Raw genomic sequence first — 18,326 nt, 5'->3', positions numbered from 1 at the left:
CTCACGAGCTCTTTCAGCTACCCGAGGTCACGTAGCCCGACACGTGCAGTGAGACCGCACGCAGCGAGCCGACGTCCCGTCCGGCGGCGTCGCGGACGTGCAACGTCCACGTGCCGTCGGCCGAGCCGATGATTCCCTCCAGTTGCTGGATCGGCCGCCAGCTACCGGAGTACGGCGCGTTGATGTCGAGCGCGTCGCGGAACGACTTCGCCGCCGTGTCGTCGAAGACGACCTTGCACATGTTGTTGCCACTAGAGCCGTTGCCGGAGAACAACGTTGCCGTCGCTCCGGTCGGCGAGCGCAACGTACCGACGAGGTCGCCAACGTAGGTGTGGTCGAGCCCGACAGTGGTGGCGCCCTCGGTGGCGGTGCACTCGGTGCCGTCGATGGACACCGTGACACGGCTGGCCGGGCCGATGCCGGAGACCTGGATCGGCGCGGTGACACCGGTCGGGTCGTTGTCCGGAATCGCCAGTGGCGCACCGGTGTACGCGAAGTCATGCACCACAGTGGACGGTTGGCCGATCTTCACGGGGAAGCGGGCCGTCGTCGGTGAGTGCACGCCGGAGAAGGTCACCCTGGCATCCAGTAGAACCGGGGTGCCAAGCGGGTGGTTGGCCGGAACGGTCAACGTGAAGTTGTTGACCGCGGTCTGGCCCTTGTCGATCGAGCCGTAGTACCTCGAGCGCGGCGTGATCGTCACACCCGCGGTCGGCGAGGTCAGCACGACACTGGTCGACGCCGCCAGACCGTCACCACGGTTGGCCACCGGCAACGTCACGGTCCCGGTGTCACCCGGGTCGATGTAGTTGCCACCATCGTTGGCACGCACGGTCGGCGTCTGCGGCTCGGCCAGCGGCCTCGGGCTGGCGCCCGTGTAACCCAAAACCCTGTCAGCCAACAGGATCCCTGGACCTGAGCGGTTGTCGAACCCGCCTTGCTCGATGTCGACGCTCGTGGTGGTCAACGCTTCCCGGACCTCCGCAGGAGTGATCCCCGGGTTGCCGGACAACACAAGCCCGGCGATGGCCGCCGCGTGCGGGGCCGCGGCCGAGGTGCCGTAGAAGGTCTCGAAGCCCGGCACCGTGGTGGTTACGCCGTCGGCCGCGGTGAGGTCAGGCTTATTGCGCAGTTCGCCGCCGGTCGCGGAGACGTTGCCTGGCGTGATCGATGTGCCGTCGGCGTTGTAGATGATCCGCCGTGGACCGTCGGAGGTGAACCGTTCAACCTTGGAGGTCGGCTCGAACGCGCCGGGGAACGGTCCGGTCGGGTTGGGCGGGTCGCCGGGCTCAAGTGGGCGCCCGAACGGCTTGGCAGCAGGGGCCGCCGCGACCGCGAAGGCGTCCTTGGCGGCCGCGTGACCGAAGATCTCGCCGGGCGTGTTGTATCCGGTCAGCACACCGGCGGTGTCCTTGAACCGGCTACGCAATGCCGAGAGGGAGAGGTACCGGTTCTCACCGCGGAACTTCACGATGGCCAGCCTCAGGCCGCGTCCGCCTGCGCCTGGTGTGTTCACGCGCTCGTAGGCGTCCTGCGTACCGGTCTGGTAGTTCTGGCTCGCGGTGATGACGTTTCCGTTGCTGTCCAACAGGAAAAGGTCATAGTCGTTGTTCGACGCGCCGATCGGGTCGGACCAGTTCAGCAGGACCGGGACCGCGGCCGACGAAGCGTCGGAGATCGGCTGGTAGATCTGAACTCCGTTGCTGCCAGCGAAGTTGTGCGCGGTGCCTGCCCACTTGCCGATCGACTGGCCGGAGTCGACGAAGTCGCCTTCCCAGTGCGCGGCCGTGCCGTCGACGACGTTGCCTTCGTTGCCCGCGCTGGAGAAGTAAAGCGCACCGGCCGCGGTGACATCATTGACGGCCTGGGCGATGATCCAGTCCTGGAAGACCGTTTCCTTGAAGTAGATGACGTCGTCGACGATGATGTCGCACTTGGCCTCGAACCGGAGTTTCCGGATGTTGTCGGCGAAACTGGCGTCGGAGCGGAACGCGGTGGCGAAGCCGAGCTGTGCGTTCGGCACGAGATCGTGGATGATCTCCAGCATCGCCGTGCCCTCGTCGCCGTCGCCTGCCTCGCCGGGCAGCACGTCGACAGCAGGCAGTTCCCCAGCGGCTTGGGACACCTGCAGCGAGTCGATGCCGTCGGACAGCGCGCAGATCTTCACGCCGACGCCCGTGACGCCGAACTGCTGGCGCGCCCGGTCGGCGTTGTGCGCGCGGTCGCCCTCACTGACCGCGGGCTCAGCCTTGATCGCCATTGCTTGGCGAGTGCGTTCGGCGATCTGCCGTGCCTTCTCGTCCTTGCTTGGCTTCTGCTTGGGTTTGCCGGAGAGTTCACGTGCCGTCATCGCGCCGACGGCTGGCTCGACGAACTTGACGTCCGAGCGCGCCGCGATGCTCTCCATGGCACTGATCGGAACCTCGGCCCGGACCGAGCGATAGCGCTCGGAAACGGTGCGGATGCCCGCGCCGACCTTACGCAGGTGGTCGAGAAGGTCGGCGGACGCCGTGCCCCGGATGTCCACAGTGACCCGGTCGGACGTGATCCCGGTCTGCAGCGCGGGCAGCGCGGCCCGCATGCCGCGCCCAGCGGCTTCGGTGCCACGCTTGGCGATGACGAGTGAGGTGTCCAGCTTGGATTCGACGGCGGTTTGCGAGCGTTTCAGGTCCTGCAAGGCGGAAATCTGCTTGCCAGCGTTGTCGGCGGCGGCTTTGCCCGCCTGATCCGGCCAAGCGGCGGCAGGCGAGACGATGCTCAGCGAAAGCACAACTCCCAGTGAGGCGGCCAAGAATCTTCGATTCGGCCGAATGGGCGCACGCACTAGTCCCCTCCCAGCATTCCAACGCGTGCCCCGACACACGCGGACGGACCGAGTCAGACCCGGATCCGCAGACGTTATGTCTCGCAACACTCTTCTAACAGCAGCCGTATGAGTGACTCCGTTGCCACAAACGGTCACGGAACGAAAGCACCTAACCTTCGTCGGTAGGCCAAGGTTTGCCTCATCGCTACGTTGCTCACATGAGACGACGCGTGTGGCGGTCGGTTGTGCTCGCACTCATCACGGTTGCCGCGATCCCGGTGCCCGCGTCCGCGGCTCGACCGTGCCCCGATTTCATTCTTGGCAACGGGCCAACTCTGCATCCCGAAGGCGTTGCCTACGACCACCGAAACGACAGGTTCCTCGTCGGATCGGTCACGCACGGCACGGTTTCCACGGTCCAACCGGACGGATCGGCCCGCACGCTCGTCAACGACCCGAAGCTCATCACGACCATGGGCATCGCGGTGGACCGTGGCACGGTGCTCGCGGTGAACGGTGACATCGGCAGAGGCGACCGCTCCACGCCTGACACCATCAACAAGACGGCCGGTCTGGGCTTCTACGATCTTCGCTCCGGCAGGCAGATCAGGTACGTCGACCTTGGAGCCCTCGATCCCCAGCGGGCGCACTTCGGCAACGACGTTGCTGTGGCGCCCGATGGCACCGCGTACGTCACCGATTCCCGGAGTGGAGCTATTTACCGGGTGCCAACCTATGGCTCGCCGTCGATCTTGGTTCACGACGACCGGTTGATGCCCGCCGGTTCGGGCAATGGCGCGAACGGAATCGTCTGGCATCCCAGCGGTTTCCTGTTGGTCGCGCATTCGTCCGGACGGAGCTTGTGGCGGATTCCCTTGCGTGACCCGGCGAACCTCGCCCAGGTGACGGTGAACGAGCCCATCGGCGCCCTCGACGGACTGCTGCTCACCGGAGCCAACACCCTCGACGGCATCGACAACACCAGCGCCAACCGTCTGCTGAGGCTGAATTCCAAGGACGGCTGGCGTACTGCGACCGTGAGCTCCACAAAAGCCTGGCCTGACCCGGCACCGACGACCATGGCCCGCAGTCGTTGTGGCACCTATGTACTCACGGGCCGGTTGGACTTGTTGTTGAGCGGCACCAAGTCAGACGAGTTCCGCCTGCGCAGGTTGGACTACAGCACGAAGGCATCAGACCAAGGCTGAGCGCTCCGGCCGGACAAGGCATCCATCAACGACACCGCCTGCTTGTCCGTCAACGAGGACACGAAGTCGATCACGGCCCGCCCCCGCGCCAAGGCGTGCACAGCGTCCCGCCCCTGCGGCGCTTCCCCGGTCGCGCCAACCAAAACGGCAGGCTCGGAACGTGCCAAGGCTTCATACTCCGTGACGGCCAATTCGACCAGATCGTGCAACCGCCGAGGCAGTCGATCAGCCTCGAACCGGTCCCCGAGCCACTGATCCAACGCCTCGACCAAGTTCGTGATCAGCCGGGCCTGGCCACGTTGGTGCAGCGCCAGATCCGGCCGGAGAAGCACGAACTTCCGGTGCAGGAACTTCAGCACCTGCACCTCGTGCCACTGCTCCCCGCCAAGCAGCACATGCCCTGACCGGGTCGACGGATTGTCCACAACGGACATCTCCTCGACCAGCCGTGACGTCCACCGCATGGAGAACCGAGCTACCGCTTGTTCAGCCTCGACCGACCCGTCGAACGGAGTGGACAGCAACTCATCGACCAATTCGGACCGAACCCGGGCCACTGCCGCATGGAAAGCTTCATCGCTGACGATCCACGAGTCCTTCTCGTGCATCCGTCGGCGCAGCAACTCCAACGACCGCCCGGGCATCCGTTCCTGGCGCCGTACCTCCTCATCGGACAGCCACGCCAAGGTCGCCGCATTCGACTGCCACTGGCCGAGCTCAGCCGAGACGGGCGCGTGCTGCAGCACCCCGATCCGGTGGAAGTCCGTGATGTCGTGGATCGCGTACGCGATGTCGTCGGCAGTGTCCATAACGGACGCCTCGACGGTCTGCTGCCAGTCGGCCAACCGGCCCTCGAACGGCGCCCTTGCCTGCTCAAGGTCGTCCAGCTCGGTCACGTAAGCGGAGAATTTCCCCGACCCTGTGCCCGGCGCGTCGGACGGTTCGGACGCGCCACGAGGAGGCTCGGACATGAACCGGGGATGCGGTTCCGGGTGATGCAGGCGGGTCCACGGGTACTTCAGCATCGCCGCCCGTACCGCCGCGGTCAGATCCAGTCCGACCGCCGAGGGGCCGCCGACATCGGTCGTCGTGACGATCCGGAAGGACTGCGCGTTGCCTTCGAACCCGTCCGCCAGCGCGAAACGATGTCTCGCTAGCCGGTCAAGCACTTGCTCGCCCAGGTGTCCGAACGGCGGGTGCCCGAGGTCGTGGGCCAACGCCGCCGCTTCCACCACGTCGGCGTCGCAGCCGCCGAGCGCGTCGATCAGCGATGGGTACTCCGCGGCCAGGCGTTCGGCGATCGCGCGTGCCACCTGTGCGACTTTCACGCTGTGGGTCAGCCTGTTGTGCAACAGTCCCGAGCCGCTGGCACTGACCACCTGGGTCACGCCGCCGAGCCGGGCGAAGAAGGGTGAGCCCGCGATCCGGTCCCTGTCCACCCGGAATTCGCTCGCTGCCAGGTCGAACGCCACCGGGGGCGCTCCGTGCGAACGCCGTTCCTCCCTCGGATCACTCATGGCAGCACAGTACTTGGACATCCCCCGGCCAAGCGGGAAACACGGCCATGGTCCAATCGGGATATGCCCGATGTCATGATCGCGGGCGCCGGGCCGTCGGGGTGGGCGCTCGCCGCGCACTGTGCCCGGCTTGGGCTCGATACCGCGATCGTGGCACCGAATCCACTGCGGACCTGGCCTGCCACCTACGGCCTGTGGGGTGACGAGCTGGCGATGCTGCCACCCGATGTCACCGCCGCTGAGCCGAAAGTGATCCGGGCCTATACCAACAAAGCTCATGTCATCGCGCGTCGTTACGCGATTCTGAACAACGACCGGCTGATGGCCGCGCTCACCAAGAACGTCACTGTCATCACCGGCCGTGTCGTGAAAACTGACCACAAGGGACTCGAACTGGCCGACGGTCGCACGTTCACCGCCAAAACCGTTGTCAACGCAATGGGTTCACGCGGTGGCACGGCCGAACAGACCGCGTACGGCGTGATCGTGCCCGAGGAAGTCGCCGCGCCGATTGTCGCGCCGGGCGAGGCGATTTTCATGGACTGGCGCGGCGCACACAACACGTTCCTCTACGCGATGCCACTCGGCCACGGCAAAGTCCTGCTTGAAGAGACCGCTTTGGCGCGGCGCCCGGCGATGGATTTCCGGACCCTTCGCGAGGCCCTCAGAGAACGCCTCGAACCCTATGGGATAAAGATCGACACGCCGGACGTCGAGCGTGTGCGTTTCCCACTCGATGTGCCGAAACCGAAACGCGAACCGGTACTGCCGTTCGGCGCCGCCGCCGGGTTCGTCCATCCGGCGGCCGGTTACAGCGTCGGTGAGGCATTCCGGTTGGCGCCACGTATCGCGGCCGCGATCGCCGCTGGTGAGGACCCGTGGCCAGCGGTGTGGCCGTGGCGCGCCCGGTTCGTACATTTCCTCAGACACTGCGGCCTGGAAACATTGCTGTCGTTGTCGGCAGCCGAGACCCGGCGATTCTTCGAGTTATTTTTTGACCTACCACCCGACGCACAACGTGGATATCTGTCCGGACGGGACGATCCGGGCGCGACGGTAGCCGCGATGCTCCGAATCTTTCGCCGCGCTTCCGGCCGGGTGCGTCTGGTATGCGCCAAATCGGTGATTGTCCGCGCCCGCCACATGAACAATGGGTGACGAAATCGCCGAAACGTGAACTCATTCGGCAGTATGAGACCCGTGTCCGCGACTCAAGACGTGAGCTTCGCGTTCCAGCCGTTGCTCAGTACGCGTACTGGCCGAGTGATCGCCCTGGAGGCGCTGCCCCTACCAGCAAGCGGCAACATCCATGGCCTGTTCAAGGCGGCAAGCCGGGCCGGGCAGCTGACCCAGACCGACATCGCGCTGGCCGGGCATGCCCTGCTGGCCGCCGAGGAGCAGGATCCGGCGATCCCGCTGCACGTGAACATCCTGGCTTCGACGGCGGCGCGCACCGACGACCTGCTGCACTATCTGCTGCCCGTGCTGCGGCACGCAGGCCGCCACAGCCGAGACGTCGTACTGGAGATCGGACCACCCTTCTGCCAGGCCCGCCGGGTCGACCTGCTCGCGGGCATCGCCAAGCTGCGCGCCGAGGGGTTCCGGATCGCACTTGACGGCATCGGCGACGGCGACGCGCCGCTGGCGCTGCTGGCCGAGGCCGCACCGGACATGTTCAAGATCCACTCCAAGATCCTGGTGAACCCCGAGGACCCGGTCGCCGCCGCGATGCTCGATTCGGTCGTGCGCCTCGCGTCCCGTACCGACGCCAGGGTCGCGGCGGTGAACGTGACCAACGACAACCAGCTCGTCACGTTGAGCCGGCTCGGCGTACGCGCCGCGCAGGGCGAGTACCTCGCCGCGTCGATCGACGACCCGAAGCGTACGCAGGCGCTAGCCGAGGCCGCGGAACGACGCGTCACGGCCGTGAAGCCGCCGAAGGTCACCGACTACATGCACCCCGCGTTGATGCTGCCGGTCACCGCGACCGCCGAGGAAGTACGTGCCACGCTCGCCGAGCGTCCGGACGTCAACGGCCTCGTGTTGGTCGACGAGTCGTGGCGCCCGCAGTGGTCGATCGACCGCAGCCGGTTCCTGCTGATCGTCGCCGGGCCGTATGGGCACGCGCTGCACGCCAAACGCGCGGCCGCGCGGCACGCGGACAAGCCATTGGTGATCGACCGCGAGGCGACCGGCATGGAGTTGCTCGAACTCGTCGGCGACACCGACTGGGAACGCACCGGTGACGACGTGGTGGTCACCGATGAAGGCGGCCGGTGTGTCGGCGTGGTCCGGGCGACCGAGGTGATCCGTGGCGTCGCGGACATGAAGGTCGAGCAGGCCGCCGCGCTCAACCCCCTGACCAGGCTGCCTGGCACGGACGCCGTGGCCCGCGAGGTCGACCGGCGGATCTCCAACGGCCAGATGTTCGTCATCGCCTGGCTGGACGTGGACGCGTTCAAGACCGTCAACGACTCACTGGGTTTCGCCGCGGGCGACGACCTGATCCGGACGTTCGGCCGGACCATCACCGAGGCGTCGGCGAGCATGCCGAACGTCCTGGTCGGTCACGTCGGCGGGGACGACTTCCTGCTGGTCACGGACCTCGACGAGATCTCGTCGCTCGCCGGGATGCTGCTGGACAACGAATGGTCCGCCGAGGGTATGCCGGTCACGGTCTCGCTGGCTTCGCTGATCTGTGGCGTGAACAGTGTTTCCTCCTACCGCGAGGTGTCCGCGTTGCTGGCGCCGCTCAAGAAGCAGGCGAAGGCCGTCGCGGGCTCCAGCTGGGTGCTCGGCCGCCCCGGAACCGACCGGGTCGACGTGCTGCGTGGCCGGGCCGCGCGCGGGCAGGCCCAGCAGCCCGTCGCCTGAAACCCCCAGGTCACCCCTCGTGAGTGGTTAGCCGTGTTCTAACCCGGCTAACCACTCACGAGAACTCTTCTCGTCAGGTGCTAACGAACCCACCAGAAAACCGATCAGTGTGGAAAAGGTTGGCACGAGTAGAGGGAGTTTTGGCCTGGATCGCGGGCCATTCAGGGGGAGCAATGGACCGTTTGACCGACGGCTCCGATCTCGTCGAGGTTCTCGGCGACTGGACGAGCACGTCAGCCGGGCGGGCTCCGCTGTACCGGCGGTTGGCTGAGGCTGTACGCAAGGCCATCCACGCAGGTGATCTGCATGCCGGTGAGCGGTTACCGTCCGAGCGTGATCTGGCGCGAGCTCTTGCCGTGAGCCGCGCGACCGTGGTGTCGGCGTACGACGAACTGCGCTCGATCGGCCTTGTCGACAGCAGACGAGGCAGTGGGACGCGGGTCGTCCGTCCGCCGGGTTTCCGGCCGAGTGTGGAAGGGCGGGTGTTCGGCCGGGCGACACCGATCATCAATCGCACCAACGAAGCGGCAGGCGAGATCATCTCGCTGGCCAGGGCGTACGACCCGGGCGCGGCGCACTTGCGCGGGGCGTTGCTCGATCTGGTGCACGCGGATTTGCCCGCGCTGCTCAACGGATCGGGGTATCACCCAGCTGGCCTACCCGAGCTGCGTTCGGCGGTCGCCGGACACCTGACAGCGACCGGGATGCCCACCGAACCCAAGCAAGTCGTGATCACGACCGGCGCGCAGCAGGCGATCGGGTTGATCACCCAGATGTACCTGCGGCGCGGCTGGACCGCGGTCGTGGAAACGCCGAGCTGGCCTGGCTGTCTCGACGTGTTCCGCGCGACCGGGGTCCGCTTGGTCGGGGTGGAACTGGACAACGAGGGCATCAAGGCCGATCAGCTTGGCCGCGTGATGGCCGAGCACCAGCCGGACCTGTTGTATGTCATGCCGACGTACCACAACCCGACCGGCGTGCTCATGTCCACGAGCCGCCGCCGTCGGATCGTGGAACTGGCCGCGCGGTACGCCGTGCCGGTCGTCGAGGACCACGCGTACACCGTCGGCGCCGCAGATGGCGCTCCGCCGCCGATCGGCGCTTTCGCAGGCACCAACGCGGAAGTGCTCACGATCGGCTCGCTCGCCAAGTCGGTCTGGGCAGGCCTGCGAATCGGCTGGGTACGGGCATCGGTTGAGACAGCGGAACGTCTTGCACGGCACAAGGCGCTCGCGGATCTCGGCAGCCCGATCCTTGACCAGGCGCTGGCCGCGCGGCTGCTGCCGCAACTGCCGGAGCTGGCAGGCGCACGGATCGGCGAGCTACGGGACCGGCTCGGCCGGGTCCGTGAGCTGCTGACCCAGAACCTGCCCGAATGGCGTTGGCGTACACCGGATGGCGGATCCGCGTTGTGGATCGAGCTGCCGAACACCGACGCCCGGATTTTCGCGCAAGTCGCGCTACGGCACGGAGTCGAGGTTGTGCCAGGCGCGGCAACGGATCCGTCCGGTGCGCATGACAATTTCATCCGGTTCCCGTTCGCGTTCCCGGATGACGTGCTGACGGAACTGGTGAACCGCCTGACCCGGGCATGGGCGGAAGCAAGGCGTTAGCTGGCAGGTGTGACGAAGCCGGATTCGTAGGCGGTGATCACGGCCTGGGTGCGGTCCCTGGCGTGCAACTTGGCCAGGACGTTGCCCACGTGCGTTTTCACCGTCTGCACACTGACGAACAACTGCTCGGATATTTCCACATTGGACAGACCGGTTGCCATCAGCCGGAGCACCTCTGCCTCCCGATCGGTCAGGCCTGCCTCCCGCAGGCCTGACCGATCGGGTCCCACACCCCGTTGCCCGGCGAGCAAGCGGATCTTTTCCGGGAACAGCAAAGAATCCCCCGCGACGACAACCCGGATCGCCCGCACGATCTCAGCAGGCCTCGCCCGCTTGAGCAGAAACCCGTTGGCCCCAGCGCGAAGCGCGTCGTAGACGTAGTCGTCGTTCTCGAACGTCGTCACGACGATGATCTTCGGCGCGTCCGGCACCCGATCGATGATGTGCCGTGTGGCCTGAATCCCATCGACAGCGGGCATCCGGACGTCCATCAGCACGACATCCGGCGCCAACCTCGTGACCAACGGCAGCACATCGGCGCCGTCCTCGGCCTCACCGACCACGGCGAGGTCGGGCTCGGCGTCGATGATCACCCGAAGGCCAGCCCTGATCAGCTCCTCGTCGTCGACAAGGAGAACGTTGACAGTCATAGCGGAATCCTCGCCTTCACCCGCCAGAAACCGTTGTCCGGCCCAGCCTCGATCTGTCCACGAAGGACGGTTGCCCGTTCCCGCATGCCCGCGATGCCGCGACCGCCGTGTCGTGGCTGGCCGGTCATCGGATTGGCCACCTCGACTTCGAGCGCGTCATGATTTGCCTTGACCATCAAGGTGACCGTGACCTTGCCCGCGTGCTTCAACGCGTTCGTCAGGCATTCCTGCACGATCCGGTAGGCCTCGGTGGACACCACGAACGGTAGGCCAGGCAGGTCCCCGGTGATTTCGGTGTCGACCGTGACCCCGGCCAGCCGCATGGTCCCGAGAAGGTCGTCGAGGTCCGCCAGGGTGTGCTGCGGATGCGTGCCCGGCGCGTCCTCCCTGAGCAGGCCGAGGACGTGGTCGAGGTCGGCGAGCGCGTCACGTGCTGCCTCCTCGATCGCCGACAGGGCCCGCTTGGCGAACTGCGGGTCGTTCTCCAGCACTCGGCCCGCGGCGGTGGCTTGGATGGTCACGACGCTCAGGGCGTGCCCGACGGAGTCATGTAGTTCCCTGGCCAGCCGGTTTCTTTCGGCCAGTTGCTCGGCGCGGTGCTTGAGTTGCGCGAGGTGGTCCGCGGGTGTCGGGCCGAGCAGCACCTGCGAAAGCCGGGTCAGGCCCACTCCGGCCATGTTCACCACGTGCACGAGGACAATCGTGCTGACGATCGCGGCCACTGGGATCCACGCCGACTGCCACCCTGTGGGCACGCGCAGGTGCGCGTTGCCGATCAGCAGCCATTCACCGGTGAAAGGCGCTACGAATGACTGAAGCAGCGCGATGGGGACGTAGAGCGTGAACCCGCCGATCGCGGTGCCGATGATGATGTGGATCAGGAACCACTGGCACGTCTTCCAGCGTGCTTCCAGGTTGTTCGCCCGCATCGACGCCTGCACCGGCACCCCGGCGCCCAGCAGCTCACGTGCCGCCGTGCCCTCGACCACCCGCACGGCCGGGATGAATGACGTCCCAGCCGCCCAGGCCAGGATCGCGACGGTCATCGTGACCACGACGACCAGAGGTTGTTCGGCCGTGTCGATCGGGAGAAGCAGGCGCAGGACAGGGGGTACGGCGACGAAAGCCGCCAGGGTGAAGGGGACGATCAGGGTCGCGCCGAGCACAAGGTAGGTCCAGCGCCGATACGTCAGCTTCCGGCCGACCGGCCCGAACACAGCACTGAACACTCCCGCCACAGCTCGATCTTCACATGCCGGGAAGGGCGGAGGCTCACTCCCCGGAGGGAAGGTGCGAGACCTGAGCGGGAATTCCGGGTGGACACGGCATGCCGGAGCGGTCAACACGCCATGCGGGAATGGTCGACACGGTGTGTCGGAACGGTGGACACGCTCTTCAGCAACGGTGGACACGGTGTGTCGGAACGGTGGACACGCTCTTCAGCAACGGTGGACACGGTGTGCGGGAACGGTGGACACGGCGTTCGTCTGGTTGGGTTCCGGTTATGGGGTATGTGCTGCTCGGCATTGTCGGGGCGATCGGGTTCGGGCTGGTGGCGTGGATCTTGGTGGCGGGGCGAGGAAGGTGCTCGGGGTCCGGGTCGGCATCATCCGTGCATTGATCGCGGCCGCGGTGGCGTGGAGTGTCGCGGGGCTGATCGGCCAGCAGACACCCGTGGTCGGCCCGGGCAAAGAGCAGATCGCGCTGCTGTTCATCATCCCGATCTTCGGCGGGACGCTGCTGGTCGCGGTCGCGATCCTGTTCGTGTTCGAAGTGACGAAACCGAGCGGGACGGGGATGTGGTTCGTCGGCGGGCTCAGGTCCATCCCCGGCCGGATCAGTCGGGCCCGGCGCTACTCGAAGATCACCCGGGTGGCCCTCAAGCACGGCTTCGGCCCGGCATTTCGCGGCAAGCTGAGGACCAGCGATCCGATCAAGCGAGCCCAACTGGCCAGGAGGCTCCGCCAAGCCCTTGAGGAAGCCGGGGTCACGTTCGTCAAACTCGGCCAAGTCCTGTCGACGCGCGCGGACCTGCTCCCGCCCGAATTCATCCACGAGCTGAGCAGGCTGCAAGACCAGGTTTCCCCCGCACCCCGCGAAGAAATCGACAAGGTACTGACCGACGAACTATGCCCTACGGACGAGGTCTTCGCCGAGATCGACACGACTCCCCTGGCCAGCGCGTCCGTCGCGCAGGTCTACCGGGCGAAGCTGATCGACGGCACGGACGCGGTCGTGAAGGTGCAAAGGCCAGGCATCCAGGCAATCGTCGAGCGCGACCTGGACATCATGTACCGCCTGGCCAGGACCCTCGAAGAACGCACGAAGTGGGCCGAGCGCCTCGGTGTACTCGCCCTTGCCGACGGGTTCGCCAAGAACCTGTTGGAAGAACTGGACTTCCGGGTCGAAGCCAAGAACATCCAAGCCGTCGCGGCCGATACGACGGTCCGCGTACCCAAAGTCCATCGAGCCACCACGCGTGCTCATCATGGACCGGCTCGTCGGTACGCCCCTCGGATCGGCAGGCGCGGAGATCGACGCGCGCGGGCTCGACCGGACCGATCTCGCCCGGTCGCTGCTGCACTGCTTGCTACGCCAAGTAATGCGCAACGGCGTCTTCCACGCCGACCCGCACCCCGGCAACGTGATGCTGCTTGAAGACGGCACGCTCGGCCTGCTGGACTTCGGATCGGTCGGCAGGCTCGACGGATCGCTGCGGACCGGACTGCAGAACCTCCTGCTAGCCATCGATCGCGCTGACCCCGCGGCCCTGCGCGACGGGCTCCTTGAGATCATCTACCGGCCGGACGACATCGACGAGATCAAACTCGAACGAGCGCTTGGTCAGTTCATCGCACGGCACTTCGCCGGCGGCACGGCACCGGACGTCGAGATGTTCAGCGACCTGTTCCGCCTGGTCACAACGTACGGCCTGAGCGTCCCGCCGGAGATCGCGGCGGTCTTCCGCGCACTGGCCACAATGGAGGGAACCCTCGCCGGGCTGGCGCCAGGGTTCAACATCGTCGTCGAATCCCGTGCATACGCAGGAGTTCGGCTCAGTGAGAAGATGGATCCGGCCTCACTGAGGAAAACAGCGACCGAGGAACTGCTGACCCTGCTGCCGGTGCTACGCAGGCTCCCCCGCCGGATCGACCGGATCGGTGGCGCGCTTGAGGAAGGCAGGCTGTCGGTCAACGTCCGGCTGTTCGCCGACGAACGCGACCGCCAGCTGGTCAACAACATCGTCCATCAAGGACTGCTGGCTTTCATCGGCGCGACAACGGGAATCATGTCGGTGCTGCTGCTCGGGACGACCGGCGGTCCGCGCTTGATCGAGGATGTCACGCTGTACCAAGTGATGGGCTACAACCTGCTGGTGGTCAGTATCCTGATTGGACTGCGGCTGTTGTTCATGATTTTCCTAAATCAACGCTAGCCCAGCGTTGCGCGAACAGGTCCATGCTCGGCGGCTCGCCGGGCAGCGGTTGATCACTCGGGCGCAGCCCAGCCAGCGCGATCGCGACAACGCGCTGCTCCGCGTTGCGTGCCGCCTCGATCAGATCTTCCCGGCCTTGCTGCTGGAGCTGTTCGATCAGTGGACACTTGCCGAGCTGTTCGATGATCAGCAGCACGTCGATCGCGGTGACATCGGCGCGCAGCACGCCCGCTTCGTGCGCGTTGGCGATCAGCTGGTCGAAGGCCTCGTTGGAGCGGGCGTGCTGCTTGACCATCGTGTCGGTGATGGTGACCATCCCGGCAAGCGGCGCCAGCGTGCCCATCCCGGCCGAGCTGGTGACGTAGTGCACGAGCCCGTCCCACGGGTCCTCGCAGGCCAGAGCCTGCGAGGACAGTTCGCTCCACTGGTCGAGCGCGATCTCGATCAGGCGCTGGAACAGTTCGTCCTTTGACCGGTAGCGGCGGTACAGGCTGCCGATGCCGACTCCCGCTCGCGCCGCGATCGCCGCGACGGAGGCATGCACCCCGTCGGCGGCGAGAACTTCTCGTGCCGCCTTGAGCAGGGCGTGGTCATTGCGTTCGGCCTCAGCATGCCTGGACATGAACCTGACCTTAGCCACATGCGGAACAAAACGCTCCGGTTCCAACCTGCGCTCGGCAGAGAGACGCCAAGATTGGCTCAGACGCCCCTGGTCAAGTGGCCGATCCGCTCAATTGTGCGACGGGTACGCTGAGGGTCGCCGCACCCGTCCACCATCAGGATGTAGTGCTCGACACCAGAAGTGTTGCCCCGCAAGGCAGCTAGACACTCCGCGGCTGTACCGATCGGACTGATCCCGACCAGGTGCTCGGTGTACTTGTGCGGATCATGGGGTTTACGCGGCCGGTCGTCCACTGCGACGTAACCCTTCAGCCCCGGCTCAAGCCATTGCGGCATCAGTGTTCTGAGCTCGTCGGCGGCTTGTTCGCGAGTGTCGGCGACGTGGGCAAGCACCGCTCCGATGTGCTCGGTCGACTCGCCACCGGCTTGCCGATAAAGCTCGATCATGGTGGCTTTCCCACTGTCATCCAGATCCATGCCCAGCAACATCGGCAAGTCGCGCGCCGCGGCAACCTCGATGGTCCCTGGCGAGGTGCATGCGACCGTCAGCCTGGGCCGCTGTACGGGTTTCGGAACCATCGGCACCTCGCGGAACTCGAACCGGCCGGTGCTTTTGACCTGCGATTCGGTCAGGCAGTCGATCAGCAAGTCGAGGCTTTCGGCGAAGCCGTTCTCCCACCGGTCGAGGCCGGTGCCGAAGACCTCGAGATCACGCCACGGCCCGCCACGCCCAACCCCGAGGTGCAGTCGCCCGCCGGACATCTGGTCGAGCATGGTCACCTGCTCGGCCAGCATCACCGGGTGGGTTGTGGACAGTACGGTGACTGCCGTGCCGACCGTGATCCTTTCGGTGCGCCCCAGCGCATGCGCCGCGAACGTGATCGCCGATGGACAGACCCCGTAGGACATGAAGTGGTGCTCGGCGATCCACACGTCGTCGAAGCCCGCCTGCTCCGCCCATACGACGGCGTCCGAGGCGCGCCGCAGCGCGTCGCGATCGGATTGCCCGGGAAAACGACCGGCAAGGAGAAAAACACCGAATCTCATGGACCAAGTGTCCGGCCGATGCGAGGGTGTCGATAAGGGCCAGTAAGGTCTGCTCCCTACCGAGTGAAGGAGCGGTCGTGGGGGCATCGGAGTGGTACAACTTCGCGCCATATCAGCCGGATGTGTCTCGTGCGTTCACCGAGACACAGCAGCGAGTGCTGACCGAACGCGACTACCTCGAAGACGTGCACGATGTCGGGGATTTCGAAACGCTGGCTGAGCTGGCCGAGCTCAAAGAGGACGAAGAGTTCTGGGAAGTCGGCACCCACTCCATCCTGGACATGCACGCGATCGGCGAATCAGTGGAGGTCGGCGTGATCACGGCCATGTCACCGCAGGAGGTTCGCGAGGAATTCGGCACCGACACGCCGGACCACGCCGACTTCATGCGATACCGCAAGACCGATTCGTACCACGTGGAGCGCTGGCACGGCCGGTACGCGGTGCTCTACGAGGACGGCCAGCCGCACGAGGTCGTTTTCTGGGGTGCTTCCGGAGACTGACCGGTGTGCTTGTGCGCGGATTTCTCCGGCATAGCGCATACTGGACGGCAAGACATCCGATGTCTATACGAGGGGTAAGGCGTGGCGGTAACCGACGACGCGATCCTGCGGGTCCGGGAAATGATCATGTCAGGCGAGCTGAAGCCGGGCGACCGGCTGCCGCGGGAAGCCGACCTTGCCGACCGCCTCGGGCTGTCGCGTAACTCCCTGCGCGAAGCCGTGCGGGCATTGTCCCTGGTCCGGGTGCTCGACGTACGCCAGGGCGACGGCACGTACGTGTCCAGCCTGCGGGCGGGCGAGCTGCTCGGCGCGCTGTCGTTCGTGCTGGATCTGCACCGCAGCGAAGAGTCGGTGCTGGAGATGCTCGAAGTCCGCAGGATTCTCGAACCAGCGGCCACCGCGACTGCGGCGTTGTCGGTCAGCGAAGAGGACATCGAGGAACTGCGCAAGCTCTGTGACGCCACCGAGCAAGCCGGATCGGTCGAGGAACTGGTGGAGTACGACCTGCAGTTCCACCGCCGGATCGTGGCCGCGGCAGGCAACAACTACCTGGCCCAGCTGATGGACACGCTGGCAGGCCCCACGGTCCGGGTCCGGATCTGGCGCGGCATCTCGCAAGGTGGCGCGGTCGACCGGACGGTCGCCGAACATCGCGCGATCGTGACCGCGCTTGAGGCACGCCAGCCGGAGCTGGCACGCTCGTGGGCGACGGTGCATGTGGCTGGCGTGGAGCAGTGGCTACGGGACCTGGGCTAACGGCCTCCCACTCTCCGTGTACGCGCGGGACCTGATGACACCATTGGGGGAGCGCTGGAACTGGCTGGCGGCGCCGTTCGTTGCCGAGTTTGGAAGGCACGCGCGGAGCCTGGTCCGGAAGGCACTCGCGGACCTCCCCTACGGGTCAGGCGTTCAGGGCGTCCCGCACCTGTTCCTCGGAAGGCGTGCGGGGGCCTCGTCCGGAAGGCACGTGCGGGGTCTGAGCCTCCTGCCAGGAGTCGAACCGTCAGCCTCCGGTCAGGAGCTGAACCGTTCCAGGCTGGTCTCCGGGTGAATCGCGAGTTACTTTCGAGTACCCCTGCTCCTCACCCGGAAAAGAGCCGGCATGAAACGAGTACTCGTCTTAGCCGTGACCGGATTGGCAGTGGCCGCGTTCGTCACACCCGCCGCACAGGCGAAGAGCGCGACTACACATCTAGCGGCAACGACAACGGACGCAGCGAGGGCCGTAACGGCGTTCTGGACGCCTGAACGGATGCGTTCCGCGAAGCCACTGGATCTGATTTCCATCACCCGCAGTGCTGTGAAGAACGTGGCGAGTGGCTTACCCACTCTCATCCCACAGTCCATTCCGAACGGTGGCGCGGCGTGGACCGGCGGCGGCGCGGTCGTGCAAACCGCGGGCCGCGTGTTCTTCACTTACCAGGGCCGGACGGCCTCGTGCAGCGGCAACTCGGTGACCAGTGCCAACAAGAGCACGGTGATCACGGCTGGGCACTGCGTGAAGCTGGAAGGCGTGTTCCACACCAACTGGGTGTTCGTTCCCGCGTACAACAACGGAAACGCGCCCTACGGCACGTGGACCGCGAAGAGCACGCACGCCACCCCGCAATGGGTGGCCAGCGAGGACATTAACTTCGACATCGGCGCGGCCGTCGTGAACCCGCTCAACGGTCAGAGCCTGTCGGATGTTGTTGGGGCCCAAGGTATCGCGTTCAACCAGGCGCGGGGCCAGAACATGTACGCGTTCGGCTATTCGGCCGCGGCGCCGTACGACGGGTCGAAGCTGATCTACTGCAGTGGCCGGGTGTTCAACGATTTCCTGCTGTCACGGGGAATCGGGATGACCTGTAACCAGACCGGCGGTTCGAGTGGCGGTCCGTGGTTCCTGTCGTTCAGCGAGGCGACCGGAACCGGCACACTCAACTCGGTGAACAGCTTCAAGTACAACTTCTTCCCCAACTGGATGTTCGGCCCTTACTTCGGCGCCGACGCCCAGAACCTCTACAACTCTGTCCAGGCCAGTTAGGTAAAAGCCCTGCCGGCCCCTCGTC

Annotated in this window: 13 protein-coding genes and 1 pseudogene; 8 read left to right on the top strand and 6 right to left on the bottom strand. The window is 65.9% G+C overall.

What is annotated here, in order from left to right:
• Window positions 1-13: 13 nt before the first annotated feature.
• Entirely contained in the window at window positions 14-2,770 is a 2,757-nt protein-coding gene (locus tag LWC34_RS11695; protein WP_372496465.1) for a S8 family serine peptidase, read from the bottom strand.
• Window positions 2,771-3,024: 254 nt separating this feature from the next.
• Here LWC34_RS11695 and LWC34_RS11690 point away from each other — a divergent pair, with 254 nt between their 5' ends.
• Complete coding sequence (locus LWC34_RS11690) at window positions 3,025-4,014, top strand: SMP-30/gluconolactonase/LRE family protein (protein WP_233725074.1); 990 nt, start codon at window positions 3,025-3,027, stop codon at window positions 4,012-4,014.
• On the opposite strand, the gene LWC34_RS11685 is transcribed toward LWC34_RS11690, so the two are convergent.
• Window positions 3,984-5,531 (bottom strand): deoxyguanosinetriphosphate triphosphohydrolase family protein, encoded by a 1,548-nt coding sequence (locus tag LWC34_RS11685; protein ID WP_233725073.1) that lies wholly within the window; start codon window positions 5,529-5,531, stop codon window positions 3,984-3,986. The two genes, LWC34_RS11690 and LWC34_RS11685, sit on opposite strands and share 31 nt — an antisense overlap.
• Window positions 5,532-5,594: 63 nt before the next feature.
• Here LWC34_RS11685 and LWC34_RS11680 point away from each other — a divergent pair, with 63 nt between their 5' ends.
• The 3 genes from LWC34_RS11680 (at window position 5,595) to LWC34_RS11670 (ending at window position 10,018) form a co-directional block, all read left to right on the top strand.
• Window positions 5,595-6,689, top strand: coding sequence for a lycopene cyclase family protein (locus LWC34_RS11680; protein ID WP_233725072.1), 1,095 nt, complete (start codon window positions 5,595-5,597; stop codon window positions 6,687-6,689).
• Between the two features lie 33 nt (window positions 6,690-6,722).
• Window positions 6,723-8,405 (top strand): EAL domain-containing protein, encoded by a 1,683-nt coding sequence (locus tag LWC34_RS11675; protein ID WP_233725071.1) that lies wholly within the window; start codon window positions 6,723-6,725, stop codon window positions 8,403-8,405.
• 173 nt (window positions 8,406-8,578) lie between these two features.
• A complete protein-coding gene (locus LWC34_RS11670) occupies window positions 8,579-10,018 on the top strand; it encodes an aminotransferase-like domain-containing protein (protein WP_233725070.1) in 1,440 nt (479 codons plus the stop codon).
• On the opposite strand, the gene LWC34_RS11665 is transcribed toward LWC34_RS11670, so the two are convergent.
• Together LWC34_RS11665 and LWC34_RS11660 are read right to left on the bottom strand one after the other, a co-directional pair.
• A complete protein-coding gene (locus LWC34_RS11665) occupies window positions 10,015-10,668 on the bottom strand; it encodes a response regulator transcription factor (protein WP_233725069.1) in 654 nt (217 codons plus the stop codon). The genes LWC34_RS11670 and LWC34_RS11665 overlap by 4 nt on opposite strands.
• Complete coding sequence (locus tag LWC34_RS11660; protein ID WP_233725068.1) at window positions 10,665-11,906, bottom strand: sensor histidine kinase; 1,242 nt, start codon at window positions 11,904-11,906, stop codon at window positions 10,665-10,667. The genes LWC34_RS11665 and LWC34_RS11660 overlap by 4 nt, the downstream gene beginning before the upstream one ends.
• A gap of 559 nt (window positions 11,907-12,465) precedes the next feature.
• Between LWC34_RS11660 and LWC34_RS11655 the strand changes: the two are divergent.
• A pseudogene (locus LWC34_RS11655) lies at window positions 12,466-14,104 on the top strand (ABC1 kinase family protein).
• Here the strand turns inward: LWC34_RS11655 and LWC34_RS11650 are convergent.
• Window positions 14,079-14,726: a TetR/AcrR family transcriptional regulator gene (locus LWC34_RS11650; RefSeq protein WP_233725067.1), complete on the bottom strand. Its 648-nt coding sequence runs from the start codon at window positions 14,724-14,726 to the stop codon at window positions 14,079-14,081. The pseudogene LWC34_RS11655 and the gene LWC34_RS11650 overlap by 26 nt on opposite strands.
• A gap of 77 nt (window positions 14,727-14,803) precedes the next feature.
• Window positions 14,804-15,772: an LLM class flavin-dependent oxidoreductase gene (locus LWC34_RS11645; RefSeq protein WP_233725066.1), complete on the bottom strand. Its 969-nt coding sequence runs from the start codon at window positions 15,770-15,772 to the stop codon at window positions 14,804-14,806.
• A 77-nt stretch (window positions 15,773-15,849) separates the two neighbouring features.
• Here LWC34_RS11645 and LWC34_RS11640 point away from each other — a divergent pair, with 77 nt between their 5' ends.
• The 3 genes from LWC34_RS11640 to LWC34_RS11630 all read left to right on the top strand — a co-directional run bounded on the left by LWC34_RS11640 (window position 15,850) and on the right by LWC34_RS11630 (window position 18,301).
• A complete protein-coding gene (locus LWC34_RS11640) occupies window positions 15,850-16,275 on the top strand; it encodes a hypothetical protein (protein WP_233725065.1) in 426 nt (141 codons plus the stop codon).
• 81 nt (window positions 16,276-16,356) lie between these two features.
• Window positions 16,357-17,031 (top strand): FadR/GntR family transcriptional regulator, encoded by a 675-nt coding sequence (locus LWC34_RS11635; protein WP_233725064.1) that lies wholly within the window; start codon window positions 16,357-16,359, stop codon window positions 17,029-17,031.
• A gap of 346 nt (window positions 17,032-17,377) precedes the next feature.
• On the top strand, window positions 17,378-18,301 hold the full coding sequence (locus LWC34_RS11630; protein ID WP_233725063.1) for a trypsin-like serine peptidase: 924 nt from the start codon (window positions 17,378-17,380) through the stop codon (window positions 18,299-18,301).
• Window positions 18,302-18,326 lie beyond the last annotated feature (25 nt).

This window comes from Kibdelosporangium philippinense, assembly GCF_021390435.2.
GTDB classification, from domain to species: Bacteria; Actinomycetota; Actinomycetes; order Mycobacteriales; family Pseudonocardiaceae; genus Kibdelosporangium; species Kibdelosporangium philippinense.
Note: the sequence above shows the minus strand (reverse complement) of the source record. Positions and strands in the feature narration are given on the sequence as shown.